Below are 21,576 nucleotides of genomic sequence, written 5' to 3' on the forward strand. Positions count from 1 at the left end.
CACGGTGTCCAGGTCATGAGCATTCGCTCATTTGTCTATGAATCGATATGAGCACATAGTACGCGCCATGAATTTTCAACGCTTCTTCGGTCCCCACCTGCGGCTTGTCGGCATGGCCCTGCTGTGGGGCGCTTCCTGGCCTGCGGGCCGCGTGGTGGCACAGAACATGCCGCCGCTGGCAGCCGCCAGCCTGCGCTTCCTGCTGGCCGCCGCCGTGCTGCTGCCGTGGCTGTACTGGGCCGGTGGCATGGCCGGTCTCAGGCACTGGAGCGCCAAACGCTGGCTGGGCATGGCGGCCGCTGGTGCCACGGGCGTGTTCGGCTATGCGGCCTTCTTCCTCATGGGGCTGCAGCATGTGCCGGCCGGCAAGGCGGCCCTGGTGATCACGCTCAACCCCGTGCTCACGCTGGCGCTGGCGGTCTGGCTGTTCGGCGAGCGGCTCAACCGCACCATTGCCCTGGGCATGGCGCTGGCGGCCTGCGGCGCCGTGGTGGTGATCTCGCATGGCCAGCCGCTGGCGCTGCTGCAGGGATCGGTGGGCGCCGGCGAGCTGCTGATCCTGGGCTGCGTGGTCTGCTGGGTGAGCTACACCCTGATCGGCCGCTGGCTGCTCACGGGTGTCGATGCGCTGTCGGCCACGGCCGTGACCTCGACCATGGGCGCGGCCATGCTGCTGGTGGCCAGTCTGGTGGTGGAAGGGCCGGCCGGCCTGCAGGCTGCCGTGCTTGGCAACGCAACCGCCTGGGGTGCGCTGGCCTTCCTGGCCTTCGGCGCCACGGCGCTTGCCTATGCCTGGTACTTCGACGGCGTCAAGGCGCTGGGTGCGGGTGCGGCCTCGGGCTACATCACCCTGGTGCCCGTGATCGGCGTGGCGCTGTCGGCGCTGTGGTTGGGCGAGAGCATCGATGCCAGCATCGTGCTGGGCGGCGGCATGGCCGTGGCCGGCACGGCGCTGATGAACTGGGGGCGCAGGCCTGCGCCCGCCCCGCGCATGCAGGGTGCGCAGGCGGCAGTCCGCAGTTGACGTGTCAGGTGCTCCGCCTGGCGCGGATGGCGTTGCGCGCGGCGCGCAGCAGCTTCAACTGGAGCCAGGATGCTGCCAGCAGGCCTGCCGCAACGATGAGCCAGTGATGCAAGGCAAACCCTGGCTGGTAAAAGCGCACGGGCAGATCGACTGCCTCCACCAGCACGCCGATCTCGATGAACGCCAGCAGGCCTGCCATGGTGGCAAGCCAGCCGGGTTCGCGCTGCGATGGGCCGGCTTGGGACCGCTTTCGGCGTCCTGCCAGCCTGAAGAAAATGCCCAGGGCGATGGTGCCCAGAATCAAGGCCAGCACCAGCTTGCCCAGCAAGCTGGCTGCGGCCGCGCCGCCCAGGGACAGGATCAGGCCCACGATCTCGGCCACGGCTTCGAACCGTGCCGCAAGGGCCTTGCGGATGCGCAACAACATGGCAGCCTTCCTTCAGCGTCTGTGCGCTTCAGAAGGCCGTGTGCCGCAGCATGGTGATTTCCTGAGCTTGCCCATCCCGTCCCCCTGGTTGTGTGATCCGGCGAGCGTATCAAAACCTGTCGGGCGACCGGAGGCGGTCCAGGCTCAATCCATGCTGATGTTGCGCTCCGTGATCACCTTGGTCCAGCGCACGGACTCGGCCTGCAGGTGCTTTGCCGCTTCCTCGGGCGTGGAGCCCACGACTTCGGCGCCGATGGCCTTGAAGCGTTCGAGCACGTCGGGCTGCTTCATCTCTGCCACGAAGACCTGGTTGAGCTTCTTGACGATGGCCGGCGGCGTGCTGGCTGGCATGAAGACGGCGAACCAGGGCGAGACCTCGTAGCCCTTGATGCCGGCCTCTTCCATGGTGGGCACGTCGGGCATGCTGGACGAGCGCTTGGCCGTGGTCACGGCCAGGGCGCGCAGCTTGCCCGACTGGATGTGCGGGCGCGCCGAGGTGATGGAGTCGAACATGTAGTTGACCTGTCCACCCAGCAGGTCGGAGACGGCCGGGCCCGATCCCTTGTAGGGGATGTGCAGGATGTCCACGCCGGCCAGCGAGTTGAACACTTCGCCTGCCAGGTGGATGGAGGTGCCGTTGCCGGCCGAGGCATAGGTCAGCTTGCCGGGCGAGGCCTTGGCGGCGGCCACCACGTCGGCCACGCTCTTGACGTTGGGCTGGGTGGAGTTGGTGACAAGGATGTTGGGCACCACGGCCAGCACGCCCACGGGGGCGAAGTCCTTGATCGGGTCGTAGCTGAGCTTGCGGTACAGCGGCTTGTTGGTGGCCATGCCGATGGAGGTGATCATCAGCGTGTAGCCGTCGCCGGGCTGCTTGGCCACGAAGTCGGCGCCGATGTTGCCGCCGGCGCCGGGACGGTTCTCGATCACGAAGGGCTGGCCCAGCGTGCGGCCGGCCTTCTCGCCCAGGGTGCGCGCGATGGCGTCCATGGCGCCGCCCGGCGGGAAGGGAACGATCCAGCGGATGGGCTTGCTGGGCCAGTTGGCCTCGGGGGCCTGGGCGTGCGCGGCGGGCATCACGGCGGACAGGCACAGGCCTGCGGCTGCGGCGGTCAGAAAACGGCGTTTCACATTCACTTCAGTTGTCTCCGAAAAATTTGGTCTTGGTTTGGGCTGTGCTCAGGCGATGGCCGAGGGGTGCCGGGCCAGCGGCGTGACCTGGATGTCCATGTAGGGGAACAGCGGCAGGCCCTGCAGCAGCTCGTGCAGCTCGTCGTTGGAGGCCACGTCGAACACGCTGTAGTTGGCGTACTCGCCCACCACGCGCCAGATGTGGGGCCAGCGGCCTTCGTGCTGCAGTTGCTGGGAGTAGGCCTTCTCGCGGGCCTTGATCTCGGCTGCCACGTCGGCGGGCAGGTCGTGGGGGATCTTCACGTCCATGCGGACCAGATAAAGCATGTTTGTCTCCAGGAGGAATGAAAGGAATTCAGGTCGCAGCCCCGGTCCGGGCCTGCCCCATGTCGAAGTGCTGCGGCTGGCTGTCGGCCAGCGCGCGGTCGAAACGCGCGAGTTGCTGCAGGTCGATCTCCACGCCCAGGCCCGGCCCGTCGGGCAGTTGCAGCTCGAAGTCGCGGATGGCCATGCGCTCGGTGACGATGTCGTCCACCAGCAGCTGAGGGCCGAACAGCTCGCAGTTGTAGTGCTGCCCGCCCAGCGTGGCAAAGACATGGGCCGAGGCGGCCGAGCCGATCGAGGTCTCCAGCATGGTGCCGCCGTACCAGCCGATGTCGGCCGCCTGGGCAATGGCCGCCACCTTGCGCGTGCGCAGCAGGCCGCCGTGCTTGGCCACCTTGAGCGAGAACACATGGCTGGCCTGCTCGCGCGCCAGGCGCATGGCGTCGTAGGGCGTGCACACGCTCTCGTCGGCCATGACCAGGGCGCCCTGCAGCGTGGCCGTCAGCTCGCGCAGCGCGGGCACGTTCCAGCCGGCCACGGGCTGCTCGATCAGGGTCACGCCGGCATCGATCAGCTGCGGCAGAAAGCGCCGCGCCGTGGCGCCGTCCCAGGCCTGGTTCACGTCCACGGTCAGCGTGGCGCGTCCCTGCAGGCCGCGTGCGATCTCGCTCACATGGGCCACATCAGCCTCGGGCGTGCGCGCGCCGATCTTCATCTTGAAGATGCGGTGGCGTTTTTGTTCCAGGCGCAGATGGGCCTCGGCCAGGTCGCGCTCGATGTCGCCGCTGGCCAGCGTCCAGGCCAGGGGCAGGCTGTCGCGCTGCTTGCCGCCCAGCAATTGCCAAAGCGGCAACTGCAGGCTGCGGGCCACGGCGTCCAGCAGCGCGATCTCCACGGCGCTCTTGGCAAAGGCATTGCCCTTGCAGGCCAGGTCCATGCGCGAGAGGCAGGCCTCGAAGCGCGCGCCGTCCTGGCCGATCAGGCTGGGCGCCAGGTGGTTGGTGATGGCGTGGTGGATGCTCTCGGGCGATTCCTCGTTCCACGACGGGCCGCCGATGGTGGCGGCCTCGCCAAAGCCCGTGGCGCCATTGCGCAGCCACAGCTGCACGATCACCGGGCTTTGCCGGCTGATGGAGCCGAACGACAGCTTGTGCGGACGGATGGTGGGAATGTCGAGGATCCGCGCCTCGATGCGCTCGATCAGGAAACGGTCTTGCATGGCAGTGGCGTGTGTCTTGGCTGGCGGCGGCTGCCGGCGATGGACACAAGCGTAAATCCATGCATTGTGTGGATCTATTGAATTATTTGTGAGAAATCATTCGATGGTGTCGATGTATTGAATGCCTGCGCGGCAGGCAGGGGGCGCGGCAGCCTTGTGCTGCGCACGCCCTCTGGCGACTGGATCAGAAACTGCTGCGCAGCGTGACCATGATGCTGCGCGGCAGGCCGTAGTAGTTGCTGCGCGTGGCCGTGCCCACGCGCTCCCAGTAAACGCGGTCGAAGAGGTTGTCGATGTTCACGGCCAGCTTGACCTTGGGGGTGAGCGGGTAGGCGGCATAGGCGGACCAGACGCCGTAGCCACCCGCGCGCCAGCGCACGGTGCCCAGGGTGTCGTAGAACTCGCTGACGGCGCGCACGCCCGCGCCCAGCTCCAGCCCCTGGGCCACGGGGCCGGCCACGCGGTAGCGCGCCCACAGGTTCACGCTGTGGCGCGGTGACATGGTGCTGAAGTCGGTGCCCGTCTGCGTGACGGTGCCCTGCAGGTATTTGGAGCGCATGTAGGCGTAGCTGGCCGCCACGTCCCAGCGCGGCGACAGCGAGCCGACCACTTCGGCCTCGAAGCCTTCGGAGCGCACCTTGCCTGCGGGGATGACGAAGGCGGCATCGCCAGGGTCGGCCAGCGCGCGGTTGGTGTCCTGCATGCGGTAGACGGCGGCGGTGGCGCTCAGGCGTCCGTCCAGCAGGCTGCCCTTGATGCCGGCCTCCACCTGCCGGCCCTCGCGCGGGGCGATCTGGCCGCCGCCGGCCAGGCGCCCGCTTTGCGGCTGGAAGATGCGCGACTGGCTGGCGTAGAGCGTCCAGCTGTCGTTCAGATCGAAGAGCACGGCGCCGAAGGGCGTGAACTGGCCATCGACCTCGTAGCCCGAGCGCGTGTTCTGCAGCCGGTCCGAGGTTTCTGTCTTCCACCAGCTCTTGCGCGCGCCCGCCACCAGGGTGAGGGCCTGCGTGGGCTTGATGCGCAACTGGCCGTAGACGCCGCGCAGGCTGGTGCGCGTGATGTCGTCGGCAAAGGGCTTGAAGCTGGGCTCGGGGATGGTGGAGGGGTCGTAGTGGAACAGGTCGGCCGGCGTGTTCATGGCGCCGCGCAGCATGCGCAGGTGCATGTTGGAGCTGCGGTAGTCCGCGCCCGCGATGAAATGGTGCGTCTGCCCGGCCCATTGCCAGGGCGTGCTGTAGTAGAGGTCGGCCGTGGTGTCGGCGTAGTCGCGGTCCACGGTCTGGGCCTGGGTGAAGCGGCTGATGCCGGTGTCCGAGACGGCCGAGTAACCGTTGATGTACTTGTCGCGCTGCTGGCGCAGCACGCGGCGGGCGGCCACCTTGAACAGGCCGCCGCCGTCGAGCCGCGTCTCCGACTCGATGAAGCCGGCCAGCGATTCGGGCGCGGCGCGGCCCCAGTCGGCGGCAATGGCCACGTCGCGCGGAATGGGGGCCAGCCTGCCGTCGGCGTGGGCGGGCAGGCCGGTGTCGTAGTTGCCCCGGCCGCGCTGCCAGGTGGCGCCCACCGAGACCGTGCTCTGGGAAGTGATGTCCAGCTCCACCGTGCCATACAGGGCCTGCTTGTGGCCGTCCATGGCCATCACGGGGCTGCCGAAGTTCTCGTGCAGCGCCACCACCCGGCCACGCAGGCGGCCATCTTCGGACAGCGGGCCGGTGACATCCACCTCGGCCCGCTTGCGCCCCCGCGAGCCCAGGCCGATGGCGCCCTGGCCCTGGTAGTCCGGCAGGGCGCGCTTGCGCACCAGGTTGAGCATGACGCTGGGCTCGCCCGCGCCCGAGAACAGCCCGGCCGGCCCGCGCAGGGCCTCGACCCGGTCGAACAGGGCCAGGTCCAGCGTTTCCTGGGTGGCCGGGTTGCCGCTGACGGTAAGACCGTCCAACTGGTAGGTGGACGACTGGTAGCCGCGCGAGAGGATGTCGCTGCGCCCGCCTGTGCTGCTTTGCCGGCGCACGACGATGCCGGGCACCACCTTGGCGGCTTCGGTGAGCTCCACGAAGTTCTGGTCATCGAGCTGCGCGCGCGAGATCACGGATACGGACTGCGGCGTCTCCCGGGCCGTCAGCTCGATCTTGGTGGCCGCGCTGGCATAGGGCGCCCGGTAGCTGCCCGTGCCTTCCGTGCGGCCGTCGCGCAGGGCCGTGGCCGTCACCCGCACTTCGTCCAGCGCGGTCTGCGGGCGCGCCGGGGCGGGGCGCAGCAGCCAGCCGCCCTGGGGCTGGGCAGAGGCTTGCAGCCCGCTGCCGGCCAGCAGGCGCTGCAGTGCCTCGGCCGGCTCCAGGCGGCCCTGGACGGCGGGCGCGGTCTTGCCTGCCAGCAGGGCGCTGTCGGCCGCGATGCTGGTGCCGGTGGCGCGCGCCAGGGCCTTGATGGCGTCGGACAGCGGCTGGGCCGGCAGGTCGATGTCGGCAGGGGCGGCCAGGGCTGGCGTGCAGGCCAGTGCCGCCGCGCAGGCGAGCAGGGACAGGCAGGCGCGTGCCGGGCGGGAGGAAAGAGGGCGGGCGGGCATGGCGGGAACGTTCTCCTGGGTATCGGTTGTGCTCGCCTGTATGACGGGGCAGCCCGCCGGATCCCTGATGTGTGTTGGCCGTTTTTTTTCAGTTTTTCCGGATTTTTTCCGGCGCCGTGCTGCGCGGGGCCAGCCAGGTGGCGCCGTCGCGCTCCTGCACGCGCACGGCGGCGATGCGCGGCAGCGCGTCCAGGAAACTCTCCACATCGGCGCGCTGCACGGCGGCCGTGATGCGCGGCCCGCCCGTGCCGTCGGCTACGGCCGCACGCACGGGCTGGCGGCGCCAGCGCGACAGCGTGGCCGCGATCTCGCCCAGCCCGGCGCTGTCGAAGACGATGAGGCCGCGTTCGATGGATGAGAAGCTGTCGCGCGCATCGCGCTGCACGCGGCGGGGGAGGGGGCTGGCGTGGGCGCCATCGGCACCGGGGGCGGCACCGGCGCTTTCGTCCGGCAGTTCCCCCACTTCGCCCGCCTGCAGCAGCAAGAACGGTGCTCCTTCAGCACCTTTCACTGCCAAACGCACCGTGCCATGCTCCACGCTCACCCGCACCAGGCCCGGCAGGCGGTTGACGGTGAAGCGCGTGCCCAGCACGGTGATGCGCGCCTGGCCTGCGTCGATGGTGAAGTGGCGGTCTGCATCCCTGGCCACGTCGAACAGGGCCTCGCCCTGCTCCAGCACCACGGCGCGCTGGCGGCGCGTGAAGCGCGTGGCGATGCGGCTGGCCGGTCCCAGGGTCAGCACGCTGGCGTCGGGCAGGTTCAGCACGATGCGTTCGCCAATCGCACTGTCGCGGGCCAGGGCGAACACGGTGGTGTCCTGCCATTCAAGCCAGCCGCGCCATGCCAGCAGGCCCGCCGTGCCCAGGCCGGCAACGCCCAGCACGCCGCGGGTGATGGCTGCGCGGCGCGTGTTGCGGCGCTGGCGTGCGGCGGTGTTCACGGCCGTGGCCAGGGCCTCGGTGCGGGGCGTGGAGTCGAAGTCCTGCCACAGCGCCTCGAAGGCGGCGTATTCGGCGGCGTGGCGCGGGTCGGCGTCCATCCAGGTGCGCCAGGCGGCGGCGTCGGCGGCGCCGGGCTGCGCTCCCGCATCCCGGTGCATGCGTATGAACCAGCGCGCGGCCTCTTCGCGCGGCGTGGTCATGGCGCGAGCAGCTCGCGCGCGGCGCGCAGGTCCAGCAGGGCGCGCATCAGGTGGCGCTCCACCATGTTCAGGCTGATGCCCAGCGTGGCGGCAATCCTGGGCTGGGAATGGCCTTCCACCTTGCACAGCCAGAACACCTCGCGGCAGCGCGGGGGAAGCCCTTCGATGACCCGCTGCGCAGCGGCCAGGCGCTGCTGCAGATCGGCCAGCACCTCGGCGGAAGGCGCGGTGAATGCTTCCTGCACGGCGATGGCGTCCGTGCGCCTGCCGGGGGCCGTGGAGTCCGGCTCGCCTGCCAGGTCGGGCAGGGGCACGAAGCGGCGTTCATGCGCCATCTGGTCCGCGAGCACGGTACGCGCCACCACGCGCAGATAGGCGTGCGGCTGGGCGATGCCTTCATGCCTGCCGCTGAGGGCGTAGCGCACGAAGGCGTCATGCAGCACATCCTGTGCACGGTGGATGCAGCGCGTGCTGCGCCAGATGGCGGGCAGCAGGCTGCCGTAGGCCCAGCGCAGGTCCAGGCCCAGCCAGGCTGCGGGAGTCGGATGGCGTGTCATACGAACGGGAATGGAGGTCGGGCGTGCCGACCGGCAGGTTCAGGGAGCAGGGTTGCGGCATTCTAAATGAGACTTTTTCTCATTTGCTGCCGAATGCCCACGCGCTCTCAGCCCTGTCTGGCACCGCTACAGCAACTCCGCCGGCCGCGTCTCCGAGGCGCCGGTGCGGCAGGGCAGGGTGATGCGAAACAGCGACCCGCCTTCGGAGCGGTTGCTGGCGGCGATGGTGCCGTCCATGGCGTCGATGATCTTGCGGCAGATGGCCAGGCCCAGGCCGGTGCCGCCCGAGCCGTTGCGGGTTTTGCTGGACTGCACGAAGGGCTGGAAGATCTTGTCCAGTTCCTGCGGAGGAATGCCCGGCCCCTGGTCGGAGACGGCGATGCAGATATCGCCCTGCTCATCGATGCGGCCCTGCACGTCGATGCGCCCGCCAATGGGCGAGAACTTGATGGCATTGGCCAGCACATTGCGCACCACCTGCTGGAAGCGCACGGGGTCGGCCTTGGCGATCAGCGGCGTGTCGTCGAGCTCCAGCCGCAGGTCGATCAGCTTTTGCTGCTGCTGCGGCTCCAGCTCGCGCACCACGGGCCGGATCAGGCTCCTGAGGTCGGTGCGCTCGACGTGGATGGTGCCCACGGCGCTTTCCAGCTTGGCCACGTCCAGCAGGTCGTTGACCAGGGCCAGCATGCGTATGCCCGCCTCGTGGATGTCGTTGAACATGTCGGCCATGGCGGGATTGCCGCGCGAGCGCAGGCCGCCGAGCTCGGCAAAGCCCATGATGGACTGCAGCGGGGTGCGCAGCTCATGGCTCATGTTGGCCACGAATTCCGATTTCACGCGGAAGGCCTCTTCGGCCGCGTCGCGGGCTTCGCGGGTGGCATGCTCGGCTGCGCGGAATTCGCTCACGTCCACAAAGATGCTGAGCACGCCGGTGATCTGGCCCTGGGCATTCTTGACGGCTGCCTTGGAGATCTGCACATCGCGGTAGCTGCCGTCCACATGGGGCAGCCGGGCCTCCACCATCATGCGCTGGCCCGAGCGCATCACGACCTGGTTGCTGCGCATCTGCAGCAGGGCATCGTCGCGCGCGTGCAGGCCCTTGATCTCGTGGCCGAGCACGGCGTAGCGGCCCCGGCCGAAGAAGTCCTCCCAGGCCTTGTTGACCAGGGCCACGCGCTGGTCCGCGTCGGTGACCAGCATGGGCAGGGGCGTGGTCTCGAACAGCAGATGCTGGAAGGCCAGCTGGGTCTGCAGTTCCTGCTGGGCCTTCCAGCGGGCGGTCACGTCCACGGCGCTGCCGGCAAAGCCCACCAGCCGGCCGTCGCGCAGCAGGGGAACCACGGCGATGTCGCAGAGCATCTCCCGGTTGCCCGGCAGGCGGAACATGGCCTGGCAGTTGCGCGGTGCCAGCCGGGCCAGTGGATCGAGCAGGGCCTGGATCTGCGCCAGGTACGAGCCGTCCACGATGTTCTCCAGCGGCTGGCCCACGGCCTCGGCGCTGGGCTGGCCGGTCAGCTGCTCCCAGCGCGCGTTCACGAAGGTCAGCAGTCCCTGGCTGTCGGTGCGAAAGATCAGCTCCTGCACGCTGCGCATGAGCACGGCCATCTCATGCTCGCTGCGCGCCAGGCGCGCCTGTGCCTGCTCCATGGCCTGCAGTGCCGACTTCTGGACCCTGCGGGTCTTGAGCACCGACCAGCTCAGTCCCAGCACCAGGGCCAGCAGGGCCAAGCCGGCCACGAAGAAGGCAAAGGCGTTGTCCCGCCAGCGCGCCACCATGGCCGCGTAGGGCTCCTCCACCACCAGCAGCAGCGGCCAGTTGCGCACGGTGCGGAACGACACGATCTGGTGGCGGCCCAGCATGCCCGCGCCGATGTAGGAGCCGAATTCGCTGTGCGGCAGCCATTCCTGGAACAGCGGCGTCTGCAGCGCGGCGGCCGCCTGCACGCCCGTGCCCGCATTGGTGCTGGCCAGGGGCCGGCCGTCATAGGTCAGCAGCACGGCCTCGTAGCTGAGGGTCTCCAGCGTGGACTGGTAGAAGTTGGCCACGGCGTCGGGATTGATCAGGGCTACCAGCACGGCGGGCATGCCGTTGTCCTGGTGGAAGGCCAGCAACTGCGGCAGGAAGGACACGCCGCGCGGCGTCGGATGCGCCCGTGGCGCCAGCGACGACAGGCTGCGGCCGGGCACCAGCCGGCCCAGCTGGGGCTTGCCGGGGATGAGGACGGCCGCCTTGTCGTGCAGCAGATCCTGCGTGTCGATCTGCTGGCCGGCCTCCCCGGCCTGGGTGCTGGCCAGGATGAGGCCCTTGTCGTCGATCAGCGCCATGCTGCGCAGGTAGGGCAACTGGGCGATCAGCAGGGCCATGGCGGCCTCGCGCGTGCCGCGCGCACTGCCTGCGGCCACAATGGCCGGGTTGTGCGCCAGGCTGGCCAGGGCCATTTCGGTGTTCTCGAAGGTCTTGGCCGTCTGGTCCTCCAGCACGCGGGCCAGCAGCGAGGCCTGGGACTTGCTCTGGTCCGCATCGGCATGCAGCTGGCTCCAGACGAAGAGCACCAGTCCGGCAAGCACGCACAGTGCAAAGGTCAGCACCAGTGCCTTGATGTGGGCACTGCGCCGGGCTCCGAGAAAATGATGCGCGGCAGCTCGTTCAGACATGATGAAGGTGCTCCATCGGAAGTTTCAGGGCGCGACGATGGCGGTCAGGCCGTTGTGGCGCGCGGCCCTGGCCAGGCGGCCGTCGCGCTTGATGTCCGAGACGAACTGGTTCAGGCGCGCCAGCCACTGGGCGTCGGCAGGGCTGGCCGCATAGCCGTAGGGCAGCACATGGAAGGGCTTGGGCGGCGCGATCAGCTGCATCCAGTCCGAGCTGTCCAGCAGCTTGCGGCTGTACGGGTAGTCGGTCATGAACACGTCCACGCGCCCGGCCATGAGTTCCTTTTCGCGGGTTTGCGGCGGCTCCACCAGCACCAGGTGCGCATGCCTGAGCGACTCGCGCATGACCGGCTCCATGAAGGTGCCGCGCTGCACGGCCACCTGCACGCCGGGCTGGTCGATGTCGGCCCAGCTGCGCACGGCGGGGTTGCTCTTGGTGGTGATGCCGTAGATATCGCTGCTCAGGTAGGGCTGGGTGAAGCGCAGCTGCTGCTGGCGCTGCGGCAGGATGCCGACGGCGAACATGGCCACGTCGCAGCGCGACTCCAGCAGGTCGGGCACCAGCCGCGAGAAGGACGAGTCCACATGCTGCAGCCGCGCGCCCAGGTCCTTGGCCAGCTCTGCCGAGAGCTCCGCGTCGATGCCCGTGAGCCTGCCCGTGCGTGCGTCACGGTAGGTGATGCCGTAGTAGTCGGGCCAGATGCAGACCTTCAGCGTGTGGCTGCTGGCCACGCGGTCCAGCACCTCGCCGGCCCGTGCTGCGCCAGGCCCCATGGCCAGCACCGCCACCCAGACCGGCACCAGTGCCAGCAGCAGCGCCTGTACAACGGGCAACACAACGGCCCGCACCAGCGCGGACAGGCGCGCGGCGTTCCCGGACGGTATCTGCCATCGGCCCGCGGCGGCCTGCGTGTGCATCGTCATCAGTCGCTCCTGTAAAGACTGGCCAGGGTCTCCAGCAGCCGGTTCGGGCTGAAGGGCTTGAGCAGGTATTCGTCGGCACCGGCATTGAAACCCGCCTCGCGGTCCTGCGCACTGCCCCGGGCCGTCAGCAGGATCACCCGCGTGTGCCGCAGGTCGTAGGAGGTCTTGATGCGGCAGCACACCTCCAGGCCGTCCAGCGTCCCCGGCATCATCATGTCCAGCAGCACGACATCGGGCTGGCTGCGCTGGGCCAGGGCCCAGGCTTCGTCACCGGTCGGCGCCTCCATGACTTCGTATGCGCTGGACTCCAGCGTCATGCGCAACAGCTTGCGGATGTCGGCTTGGTCTTCGGCGATCAGTATCTTCTTCATGGCGGGCCTTTCGCAACGCAGTTGAAGGGTTCTGCGTTGGATTGAATCATAAATATCAAATTCATCAAATTTGTATTGTTTTTTTTAATCGTATTTGATGCAAAATTGCTGCCATGTCCGAGAACAGCACCCCACCAGGCCAAATTCCGCACTACACGACCGCTGAGGTGGCCAAGCTGCTGGGCATGGCGGTGCGGTCGGTTCAGCTCATGGTCGATCGCGGCGATCTGGAGGCCTGGAAGACCCCCGGGGGGCACCGGCGCATCACGCGCGCCTCCGTGGAGCGCTGGCGCGGCAGGCAGGGTGATGCGGCCACCACGTCCGGGGCGCCAGCGGCGGCCCCGGCGCCCGCTCCCGCGCAGGCCGGCACGGGCCCGCGCGTGCTGCTGATCGAGGACTCCGTGCACTTCCAGAACCTGGTGCGCCTGCTGGTGCAGCGCCACTTTCCCGACGTGCAGCTGCACGTGGCGCACGACGGGATCACCGGCATGGCGCTGTACGGGCAGATCCAGCCCGACGTGCTGCTGGTGGACATCCTGCTGCCCGACATCGACGGCGCCGCCCTCATCACCACCTTGCGCACGCATGAGCAGTTCGCGCGCTGCAAGCTGCTGGTGGTCACCTCGCTGGATGCGGCAGAGCGCGAGGCCTACGCCTTTGCGCTGGGCGGCGCGCGCGTGATCCACAAACCCCAGCTCGTGCAGGAGCTGCCCGAGGCGCTGGGCGAGCTGCTGGGCAGGCAGGCAGCGTGAATCCGGCCCATCCTGCGGTCCTGCTGGTGGAGGACGATGCCTCGATTGCGCGATTCGTCACGCTGGCGCTGGAGGGCATGCCCCTCACCCTGGTGTCCTGCGCAAGTGCGGAGCAGGCGCAGAGCCTGCTGCAGAGCCAGCCCTTTGCCCTGCTGATCACCGACCTGATGCTGCCCGGCGCCTCCGGGGTCGAGCTCATCGAATGGCTGCGCAGCTCCCCGCAGGCCGGCTGCAGCGCCGTGGTCTTCAGCGCCGGCGTGCGGGCCGACGTGGCGCTGCGGCTGGAGCAACTGCAGGTCTGGGGCGTGCTGCGCAAGCCCGTGTCGGTGGCGCAACTGGTGGACTGCGTGGAATCGGTGCTGGCGGCGCAACCGGTCGGCTCGCCCGCGCCAGCCAGCGTGCAAGCTGCCGGTGCAGATGTGCCGGTGGATATGCAGGCGGATATGCCTGCGGATATGCCGGCGGATATGCCGGCGGATGGCGGCCCGGCCGCCGTCTCCAGCTACTTCGGCGGCGATGCCGCCCTGTTCCACAGCTACCGCGCCAGCTGTCTTGCGCAGTTGCCCGACGATGTGGCGCGGGGCGAAAACCTGCTGGCCGCGCGCGACGCCGCGGCGCTGCGCCGGCTGGCGCACAACCTCAAAAGCGTGCTGCGCCTGCTGGGGCACGAGCAGGCCAGTGGCCTGGCGCAGACGCTGGAGCAGGCCTGCCTGGCGAGCGACTGGGCGGGCGCCACCGATGCCTGGCGGCAACTGGGCGCGGCCCTGCTGGGAATGCTGGACGGCGCGGGCCAGCGGCCCCGGCGCGGCTGACACCGCGCCCGCCATTGCGCCATCCCGCCGTCATTGCGGCGGGCTGCGCCGCACCCAGCCGTGCCAGATTCCCGCCGCCGTGGGAATGGCCAGGCAGACGCCGGCCAGCATGTCGCCAAAGCCGCCGTCGCTGAACAGGGCCGAGACCAGGCCGATGGCCGTCAGCACGCCCAGCGCGATGGGCCAGCCCCAGAGGGCGAGAAAGCCCCGGTGTTGCGCGCCGCTCATGCCGTGATCTCCTTGCCGCGCGGCGCGGGCTGCGGGGCCGGCACGCTCTTGCCCTTTTTGACCCACAGGTACAGGCCCGTGCCCAGCACGATGATGCTGGCGATGTCCAGCAGCGCCCAGAGGATCTGCATGGCCCGCCCGCCGTAGTCGCCGAAGTGCAGCGGCTGGGACACCAGCAGCGCCGTCAGATACCAGGGCAGAGCGGGCGCGGCCGTGACCTGGGCGGTCTTGGCGTCCACCAGCACGGGCAGGAACAGGCGCGAGGTCAGGGGCTCGTTGCCACGCAGGAAGAAGGTGTGGTGGTGCGGGCTGGAGAACGTGGTGCCGGGGAAGGCGATGAAGTACAGCTTGGTGCCTGGCACCTGCTGCTGGGCGGCCTGCAGCGATTGCTGCAGCGAGGCGCGCTCCGCCACCGGCACCGTGTCCTGGCCCTGGTAGGGCGCCAGCACGCTGCTGAGCTGGTCATGCTGCCAGTACTTGATCAGCAGGTCGGCCCAGGTATTGATCATGCCGGTGGCGCCCACCACGAACAGCCACACCAGGGTGACGATGCCCAGCAGGTTGTGCAGGTCCAGCCACTTCAGGCGCGGCTGGCGCGTGCGGCGCACGGTGCCGAAATCGAGCTTGCGCATGAAGGGCGCGTACAGCACCACGCCGCTGACGATGGCGATCAGCAGCAGCAGCCCCATGAAGCCCAGGAACAGCTTGCCCGGCAGCCCCGCGAACAGGTCCACGTGCAGCTTGAACATGACCCACATGAAACCCTGGTCGAAGCGCGGCTGGGCCAGCAGTTCGGCCGTGCGCGCATCGACCACCACGGAGCGGAAATCGTCCGTGGGCGCCGGCGTGGGCGTCATGGTGACGAACCAGAGGTCGTCGGTGTCGTCGGACTTGGAGACGAACTGCACCACGCGGTCCGGGTGCTGGGCGCGGGCCACCTCCAGCACCTTGTCCAGGCTGGCATGGGGCGTGCCCTGGGGCATGGGCGGGGCCTCCACCTCGGTGCCCAGCAGGTGGCCGATTTCGTGGTGGAAGATCAGCGGAAGGCCGGTCAGGCACAGCAGCAGCATGAAGACGGTGCAGACCAGGCTGCTCCATTTGTGCAACCAGGCCCAGGTCTTGATCGTGTGGCTTTGCATGGGGTGTTTTTTTCTCTGACAGAAGGGGGCCTGGGGCCCCCGCCATCACCGCGCCCCCGGCGCCATGCCGGGGGCGGGGCGGTTTCCGGTGGCCGGGGGCTTAGAAGTCCACTTGTGCCGACAGCATCAGCGTGCGCGGCGCACCCGTGGTTGTGTAGCCGGCGGCAGTCACCCAGTAGCTCTTGTTGCTGACGTTCTCCAGGCTGGCGCGCAGCACCACCGGCTTGCCGGCCACATGGGTGCGCAGGCGTGCGCCCAGATCCAGGCGTGTCCAGCCGGGCATGCGCAGGATGTTGGCCGCGTCGTAGTACATGGACGAGGTGTGGATCACGCGGCCGTTCAGGCTCAGGCCCTCCACCCAGGGGGTATCCCAGTCCAGGCCCAGGTTGAAGGTGCGCTCGGGCACGCCGTTGGCATCGTTGCCCTGGTTCACGCCGCCTGCCGTGCGCGAGAGCCTGGCGTTGTTGAAGGCCGCGCTGGCCAGCAGGCGCAGGCCCTTGTGGATCTCGCCGTAGGCGGTCAGCTCCAGGCCGCGGTTGCGCGTCTCGCCGCCGAAGCTGTAGACATTGGTCACCGGGTCGGTCATGGAGCCCGGGCGCTGGATCTGGTAGAGCGCGGCCTGCGTGGTCATGCGGCCCCAGTCCACCTTCACGCCGACCTCGTACTGCTTGGACTTCTGCGGCGCGAACACCTGGCCGGCATTGGCCGTGTTGGGCCCGGCCGTGCCGCCTGCCGACAGGCCAGCCGTGTAGTTGGCGTAGACCGAGACATTGTTCTGCGGCTTGAACACCACGCCGGCCAGCGGCGTCACGGCGCTGGCCTTGTACAGCGTGGTGCCGCTGGCGTTCTTCTGGTCGATGGTCTGGTCGCGCAGGCCCACGGTCACCAGCACGCGGTCGCTGAACAGCGCCATGGTGTCGGCCAGCGCCAGGCTGTGCTGCGTCAGCTCGGCATTCTTGGTGGGCGCGCCGCGCACGAAGTCGATGGCAGGCAGGGGCGAGGGGTTGTAGATGTTGGAGGGGACGGCTTTGGTGGTCAGCTGGTAGAAGTAGCCGCTCTCGCGGTCCATGTAGTTGGCCGCTGCCACCACGGTGTGGCCGATGGCGCCGGTCTTGAAGCGCGTGCGCAGGCCCACGTCGGCCGAGGTGGTCTTGTTGAACTCGTCGTAGAAGCCGTTGCGCACGGTGAAGTTGCCCAGCGAGTCGATGCGCTGCACGGCCGTGGGAAAGCTCTGGTCACTGGACACATCGCTGTAGCCCACGCCGCCGTAGATGGAGGTGTTGGCGTTGATGTCGTATTCCACGCGCGAGATCACGGTCTTGGCCTTGTCCAGCAGCTCCGTGCCCGGGTTGAAGTTGGTGCGGCTTTCGGGCACGGCGGGCACCTGGGTGATGCCGGCCAGGAAGGCGCTTTGCGGGCGGAACTCCGTGGTCTTGCCGCTGGTGGTCAGCGCGTCCAGCGACCAGCGCAGGCCCTGGCCTTCGTAGTCCAGGCCCACCGATGCCAGGCCCAGGCGCTGGCGGCCGCCGTCGATGTTGCCTTCGCCATTGCGCCACACGCCGTTCACGCGCACGCCCCACTGGTTGTCTTCGCCAAAGCGGCGGCCCACGTCCAGGTGGGTGCCGAACTGGGCCTTGCCCATGTAGGTGGCGGTCAGGCGGTTCAGCGGCACGTCGCCCGCGCGCTTGGTCACCACGTTGATGCTGCCGCCGATGCTGCCGCTGGGACCCACGCCATTGGTCAGCGAGCCGGGGCCCTTGAGCACTTCCACGCGCTCGATCACCTCCAGCGGCAGGCGCGTGGAGGGCGACAGGCCGTACAGGCCGTTCACCGACACATCGCGCATGGACAGGGAAAAGCCCCGCACCTGGAAGTCATCGCCATAGCCGCCGCGCGCCTGCAGCGTGCGCACCGAGGCGTCGTTCATCACCACGTCGGCGATGGTCAGCGCCTGCTGGTTCTCGATCAGCTCCGAGGTGTAGTTGGTCGTGCTGAAGGGCACGTTCATCTGGTCGGTCTTGCCCAGAATGCCCAGGTCGCCGCCGCGCGCGATCTGGCCGCCGGCATAGGTCTTTTGCAGTCCGCCGATGGCCTCGGCCTGGTCGCTCACCGTCACCTCCTTGAGGGCCGGGCCCTCGGCCGTCTGGGCCGCCACGCCCACGGCGGCCAGGGCCAGGCCGGCGCCCAGGCATTGGCGGATCAGGCGCGTGAGGGGGTGGGGAGCGAAGCGGAAGTCCGCAGGAGTGCTGTGGTGCGTCATGGCAGTCATGTGCAAAGGTTGGAAAAAGCGGGAGGAAAAACCGTGAAGAAAGACCGGAAAAAAACCGGGAAAGGAGGGCAGGCCGGCCGTGGCCCTAGAAGCGCGCGCGCAGCGACACCGTGACGTTGCGCGGATCGCCGTAGTAGTTGTTGAAGTAGGTGCTGTTGGGCGAGAACTTGGCGTAGTAGCGCTTGTCCAGCAGGTTGCTCACGTTCAGCTGCAGCGAGTAGGTGTCGTCCAGGCGGTAGGCCAGCAGCGCGTCAAAAAGCGCATAGCCACCCTGGCGGGTGGTGACATCGCCCACGCTGGCGTAGGCATCGCTTTGCAGCCGCACGCCGGCGCCTGCGGTCCATCCCTGCAAGGGCCCCTTGAAGCGGTGGCTGGCAAACAGGCGCAGCGCATGGCGCGGGTCCACGGGCCGCAGCGGCTGGCCCACGTTGGCCTCGGAGGCGTCGCGCAGGTACCTGGCCTGGGTGTAGGTGTAGCCGGCCAGCACCTGCCAGCCTGGCGCGGGCTCGCCGGACAGCTCCAGCTCCCAGCCCTGGCTGCGGCTCTTGCCGCCGGCCATGAAGCAGTGGCTGGTCGGGTAGTACGGCAGGCAGGGCATGGCCGATGCCGTGTCCTGCATGGCGCTGCCCACGCGCTGGATGCGGAACAACGACACGCTGCCCTGCAGCCGGCCGTCCATGAAACTGCCCTTGAGCCCGGCCTCCAGGTCCTCGCCCCGGGCGGGCGCCAGGATGCTGCCGTCGGCGGCCTTCTTGTCCTGGGGGCTGAAGATCTCGCTGTAGCTGGCATAGGCGTCGAGCGTGTCCGACAGCGCATGCACCAGGCCCGCATATGGCGTCAGCTCGCGGCGCACGCTGTAGCCGCTTTGGGCATTGCCGGGTTCGAGATAGCTCCACCAGCTCAGGCGCGCACCGGCAATGGCGGTGAGCGAGTCGGTCAGCGACAGCCGGGCCCGCGCGAATCCGCCGTACTGGTGGATGTGGGACACGGGCGATGAATAGGCGTTGCCGTTGCCCTCGCTGTAGAACGGCTCGGGGTAGCTGGTGTACGGATTCCAGCCGCGGATGTCCACATTGCGCAGCGGGCTCACGCCCCAGTAGCCCGTGGCCCCCGTGCTGCGGATGCGCTGCAGGTCGGCGCCCAGCGACAGCTCGTGCCTGCGGCCCAGGGCCTCGAAGGGGCCGCTGGCCAGCAGGCTCAGCGCGTTCTGCGTGCTGCCGTCGCCGCCATAGATGGAGGTGCTCACGTCGAACAGGTAGGGATTGCTGTCGCTGGCCCTGGAAAACGAAGTCTGCTTGAACCCGTCCGACCGAAAGCGCGTGTGCGCCGCCTGGGCCTTCAGTTGCCAGCCGCTGTCCAGCCGGTGCTCCAGCTCGGCAAAGGCCTGCTGGTTGTGGCGGTCCCAGGTATTCCAGGGCGTGCCCAGGTAGGTGCTGCGCGGCAGGCCGAGCTGGCTGCCGTCGGCAGCGGCGGGCAGGCCGCCCCAGGAGCCCGTGGCCTGCAGGTCCGTGTGCTGCAGGCCGGCCGTGAGCGTGGTGCGCGGCCCCAGGTCCGCCTCCAGCACGCCGTACAGGCCCAGGCGCTTTTCCTTGCGCGCGGTCTGGAACGATGCCTTGTCGTCTGCCAGCGCCACCAGCCGGCCGCGCAGCGTGCCGGCTGCGTTCAGAGGGCCGGACAGGTCTGCCTCCATGCGCTGGCGGTCCCAGGAACCCAGCGTCAGCGCGGCCGAGCCCTGCCATTGCGCCGTGGGCCGCTTGCGCACCATGTTCACCATGGCCGAGGGCGAGCCCGCGCCCCGCAGCAGGCCCGTGGCGCCGCGCAGCACCTCCACGCGGTCCAGCATGGCCATGTCGGGCTGGATGAAGGTGGAGGCCGAGGCCACCTGGTTCACATTGAGCCCGTCCACCTGCAGCGAATCGATCTGGTAGCCGCGCGAGTAATAGGCGATGCGCTCGCTGTCGATGTACTCCACCGTCACGCCCGGCGTGTGCTGCAGCACGGCATGCAGGTCGGGCAGGGCCTGCTCGTCCAGCCACTGGCGCGTGAGCACGGTCACGGGCTGCGGGATGTCGCGCACCGACTGAAGCCCCTTGTAGCCCGTGACCAGGCTGGCCGCGTAGCTGTCCGATGCCTCGGTCGTGGCACTGGCCGGCGCCGTGGCCCGGACCGTGACCGTGTCCAGCGTCTGCCCGCTCGTGCCCGAGGCCGCCGCTGGCAGCGGCCGCAGCGTATAGACGCCGCTGGACTCGCGCACGGCCTGCAGCGCCGTGCCCTGCAGCAGCCTGGCAAAACCGTCTTCCACGCCATAGCTGCCCTGCAGCCCCGCGGACTGCAACCGGCCCAGCTGCGCGGCATCAAACGACAGCGCAACGCCAGCCTGGTTGGCGTACTGCGCGATCACATGCGTGAGCGGGCCGGCCGCAATCGAAAAGCTGCGCTGGCCGGCTTGGGCGGCCTGGGCGGCCTGGGCGGACGGCGCTGCATGGACGCAGTCCGCTGCCGTGGCAACCAGCATCGCCACCCCCAGCACCGCTGCCACCCCAGCCATCCCCATGGACGCAGGCCAGCCCCGTGCGGCTGCAAGGCCGTCCTGGGGCTGGTGGGGGAGGGTGCGGGGCATGGGGCTGGGAAAAGTGGTGTGACTCCCCGTATGCCGAACAAGCCCGGCCGATCCTGCAAGTTCGGCTGGATTTTTTTTGCGCCGTCGCTGAGATTTTCTCCGTTACTTTCCGTTGATCACCAGGTGGATTAAGGCTGGATTGCTATGGTTTTATTTTTCAATCAATGCCTCAGGACACCACCACCGGCCTGGGCTGGCGCGTCCCCGCCAGCGCCAGGCCCGCGAACAGCATCAGCATCAGGCCGTAGGCATAGGTGACCGGCAACAGGCCGAAGCGCGCGGCGGCCATGCCCGCCGCGATGGCCGGCACGCTGAACGCCAGGTAGCTGGCGATGTAGATGGCCGAGATCAGGGCGCCGCGCTCGTGCGGCTCGGCCAGCGGGATCACGCTGCGCAGCGCGCCCTGGAAGCCCACGCCGAAGCCCGCGCCCGCCACCACCGAGGCCCCCAGCACCAGGGGCAGGCTTTGCAGATGGGCGCCGACCAGCAGCAGGGCCACCCCGGCCAGCAGGCCGCTGCCGCCGAACTGCAGCATGGCGCGCGGCGCGCGGCTGCGCAGGGTCCAGATGGCGGCGGCGGCGCTCAGCGTGTTGATGCACACGGCAAAGCTGGCGGCGATCTCCGAGCCCGTGACCGAGCGGATCATCGAAGGGCCCAGCGACAGGTAAAAGCCCCCCAGCGCCCACACCGTGATGCTCATGGGCAGCACGCGCATGAAGTCGGCCCGGGCCTGGCCCGGAATCCGCACGCGCGGGCGCATGGCGGCCAGTGCGCCGGGACGGCGCGCGCCCGTCTCGGGCATCACGGCCATGGCGGCGGCCACGGCCACGAAGATCAGCGCCATGAGCCAGAACACCAGGCCCAGCTGCTGGCGCCACAGCTGCGCGAACTCGCCCGCCACGACAATGCCCGCCGCCATGCCGACCATGGGCGCCATGGTGCTCACCAGCGTGCCGCGCTCGCGGTGCAGGTCCAGCAGCGCCGCGCCCATGGCCGCACTGGCCATGCCGGTGGCAAAGCCCTGCAGCACGCGCGCCAGCACCAGGGCCTGCACGTCGCCCGCGCGGGCGAACACCGCCAGCGAGACGATCTCCAGCACCAGCGCCGCCAGGATCACGGGCTTGCGGCCCAGGTGGTCCGACAGCGCGCCCGTGGTGAGCAGGGCCAGCAGCAGGCTCAGCGCATAGACCGCGAAGACCAGGGTCAGCATGCCGGAGGAAAAGCCCCAGTCCTGCTGGTAGAGCCGGTACAGCGGCGTTGGCGCGCTGGAGGCCGCGAAGAAGCTGCCCAGGCCGAAGGCCAGGACGGCCAGGCTGCGGCCGGGCCGGGCAGCGGGAGTGGAGTTGGATGGTTGCAGTACCGACATGGTTAAGAGCCCTGCTGCACAATTAATGCAAAGTTTTTGCGTTAGCGAATTCTG

18 protein-coding genes are annotated in these 21,576 nt (G+C 69.0%); 3 read left to right on the forward strand and 15 right to left on the reverse strand.

What is annotated here, in order from left to right; translation table 11 throughout:
* Positions 1–67 precede the first annotated feature (67 nt).
* Entirely contained in the window at positions 68–1,024 is a 957-nt protein-coding gene (locus tag DA1_RS13180; protein WP_034390812.1) for a DMT family transporter, read from the forward strand.
* Positions 1,025–1,028: 4 nt separating this feature from the next.
* Here DA1_RS13180 and DA1_RS13185 read toward each other — a convergent pair whose 3' ends face one another.
* From DA1_RS13185 to DA1_RS13230, 10 genes are all read right to left on the reverse strand, one after another.
* A complete protein-coding gene (locus DA1_RS13185; RefSeq protein ID WP_051940543.1) occupies positions 1,029–1,451 on the reverse strand; it encodes a hypothetical protein in 423 nt (140 codons plus the stop codon).
* 144 nt (positions 1,452–1,595) lie between these two features.
* Positions 1,596–2,588 carry a Bug family tripartite tricarboxylate transporter substrate binding protein gene (locus tag DA1_RS13190; protein ID WP_012203793.1) on the reverse strand — a complete coding sequence of 331 codons (993 nt, stop codon included), beginning with the start codon at positions 2,586–2,588 and terminating at the stop codon, positions 1,596–1,598.
* A gap of 42 nt (positions 2,589–2,630) precedes the next feature.
* Positions 2,631–2,909, reverse strand: a complete 279-nt coding sequence (gene catC / locus DA1_RS13195) for a muconolactone Delta-isomerase (RefSeq protein WP_034390814.1) — start codon at positions 2,907–2,909, stop codon at positions 2,631–2,633.
* 28 nt (positions 2,910–2,937) lie between these two features.
* Positions 2,938–4,125 (reverse strand): muconate cycloisomerase family protein, encoded by a 1,188-nt coding sequence (locus tag DA1_RS13200; protein ID WP_034390815.1) that lies wholly within the window; start codon positions 4,123–4,125, stop codon positions 2,938–2,940.
* Positions 4,126–4,309: 184 nt separating this feature from the next.
* A complete protein-coding gene (locus tag DA1_RS13205; protein WP_034390816.1) occupies positions 4,310–6,691 on the reverse strand; it encodes a TonB-dependent siderophore receptor in 2,382 nt (793 codons plus the stop codon).
* A gap of 88 nt (positions 6,692–6,779) precedes the next feature.
* Positions 6,780–7,832, reverse strand: coding sequence for a FecR family protein (locus DA1_RS13210; RefSeq protein WP_034390818.1), 1,053 nt, complete (start codon positions 7,830–7,832; stop codon positions 6,780–6,782).
* Positions 7,829–8,389 (reverse strand): RNA polymerase sigma factor, encoded by a 561-nt coding sequence (locus DA1_RS13215; protein ID WP_034390819.1) that lies wholly within the window; start codon positions 8,387–8,389, stop codon positions 7,829–7,831. Before DA1_RS13215 ends, DA1_RS13210 begins: the two co-directional genes overlap by 4 nt.
* Positions 8,390–8,515: 126 nt before the next feature.
* Complete coding sequence (locus DA1_RS13220) at positions 8,516–11,044, reverse strand: sensor histidine kinase (protein ID WP_034390820.1); 2,529 nt, start codon at positions 11,042–11,044, stop codon at positions 8,516–8,518.
* A gap of 24 nt (positions 11,045–11,068) precedes the next feature.
* Complete coding sequence (locus DA1_RS13225; RefSeq protein ID WP_034390822.1) at positions 11,069–11,965, reverse strand: ABC transporter substrate-binding protein; 897 nt, start codon at positions 11,963–11,965, stop codon at positions 11,069–11,071.
* Complete coding sequence (locus DA1_RS13230) at positions 11,965–12,336, reverse strand: response regulator transcription factor (protein WP_012203798.1); 372 nt, start codon at positions 12,334–12,336, stop codon at positions 11,965–11,967. The genes DA1_RS13225 and DA1_RS13230 overlap by 1 nt, the downstream gene beginning before the upstream one ends.
* Before the next feature lie 113 nt (positions 12,337–12,449).
* Between DA1_RS13230 and DA1_RS13235 the strand changes: the two genes are divergently transcribed.
* Positions 12,450–13,088, forward strand: coding sequence for a response regulator (locus tag DA1_RS13235; RefSeq protein WP_012203799.1), 639 nt, complete (start codon positions 12,450–12,452; stop codon positions 13,086–13,088).
* Positions 13,085–13,900 (forward strand): response regulator, encoded by an 816-nt coding sequence (locus DA1_RS31475; RefSeq protein ID WP_034390823.1) that lies wholly within the window; start codon positions 13,085–13,087, stop codon positions 13,898–13,900. The genes DA1_RS13235 and DA1_RS31475 overlap by 4 nt, the downstream gene beginning before the upstream one ends.
* A 30-nt stretch (positions 13,901–13,930) precedes the next feature.
* On the opposite strand, the gene DA1_RS13245 is transcribed toward DA1_RS31475, so the two are convergent.
* The 5 genes from DA1_RS13245 to DA1_RS13265 form a co-directional block, all read right to left on the reverse strand.
* On the reverse strand, positions 13,931–14,128 hold the full coding sequence (locus DA1_RS13245) for a hypothetical protein (RefSeq protein WP_034390825.1): 198 nt from the start codon (positions 14,126–14,128) through the stop codon (positions 13,931–13,933).
* On the reverse strand, positions 14,125–15,267 hold the full coding sequence (locus tag DA1_RS13250) for a PepSY-associated TM helix domain-containing protein (RefSeq protein ID WP_034390826.1): 1,143 nt from the start codon (positions 15,265–15,267) through the stop codon (positions 14,125–14,127). The genes DA1_RS13245 and DA1_RS13250 overlap by 4 nt, the downstream gene beginning before the upstream one ends.
* A gap of 100 nt (positions 15,268–15,367) precedes the next feature.
* Positions 15,368–17,536 (reverse strand): TonB-dependent receptor, encoded by a 2,169-nt coding sequence (locus DA1_RS13255; protein WP_034390828.1) that lies wholly within the window; start codon positions 17,534–17,536, stop codon positions 15,368–15,370.
* Positions 17,537–17,621: 85 nt separating this feature from the next.
* Positions 17,622–20,156, reverse strand: a complete 2,535-nt coding sequence (locus DA1_RS13260) for a TonB-dependent siderophore receptor (RefSeq protein ID WP_034390829.1) — start codon at positions 20,154–20,156, stop codon at positions 17,622–17,624.
* A 169-nt stretch (positions 20,157–20,325) separates the two neighbouring features.
* On the reverse strand, positions 20,326–21,522 hold the full coding sequence (locus DA1_RS13265; RefSeq protein ID WP_034390830.1) for an MFS transporter: 1,197 nt from the start codon (positions 21,520–21,522) through the stop codon (positions 20,326–20,328).
* Positions 21,523–21,576: the final 54 nt, after the last annotated feature.

The sequence above is a fragment of the Delftia acidovorans NBRC 14950 genome, assembly GCF_001598795.1.
In the GTDB taxonomy this organism is placed as follows: domain Bacteria; phylum Pseudomonadota; class Gammaproteobacteria; order Burkholderiales; family Burkholderiaceae_C; genus Comamonas; species Comamonas acidovorans.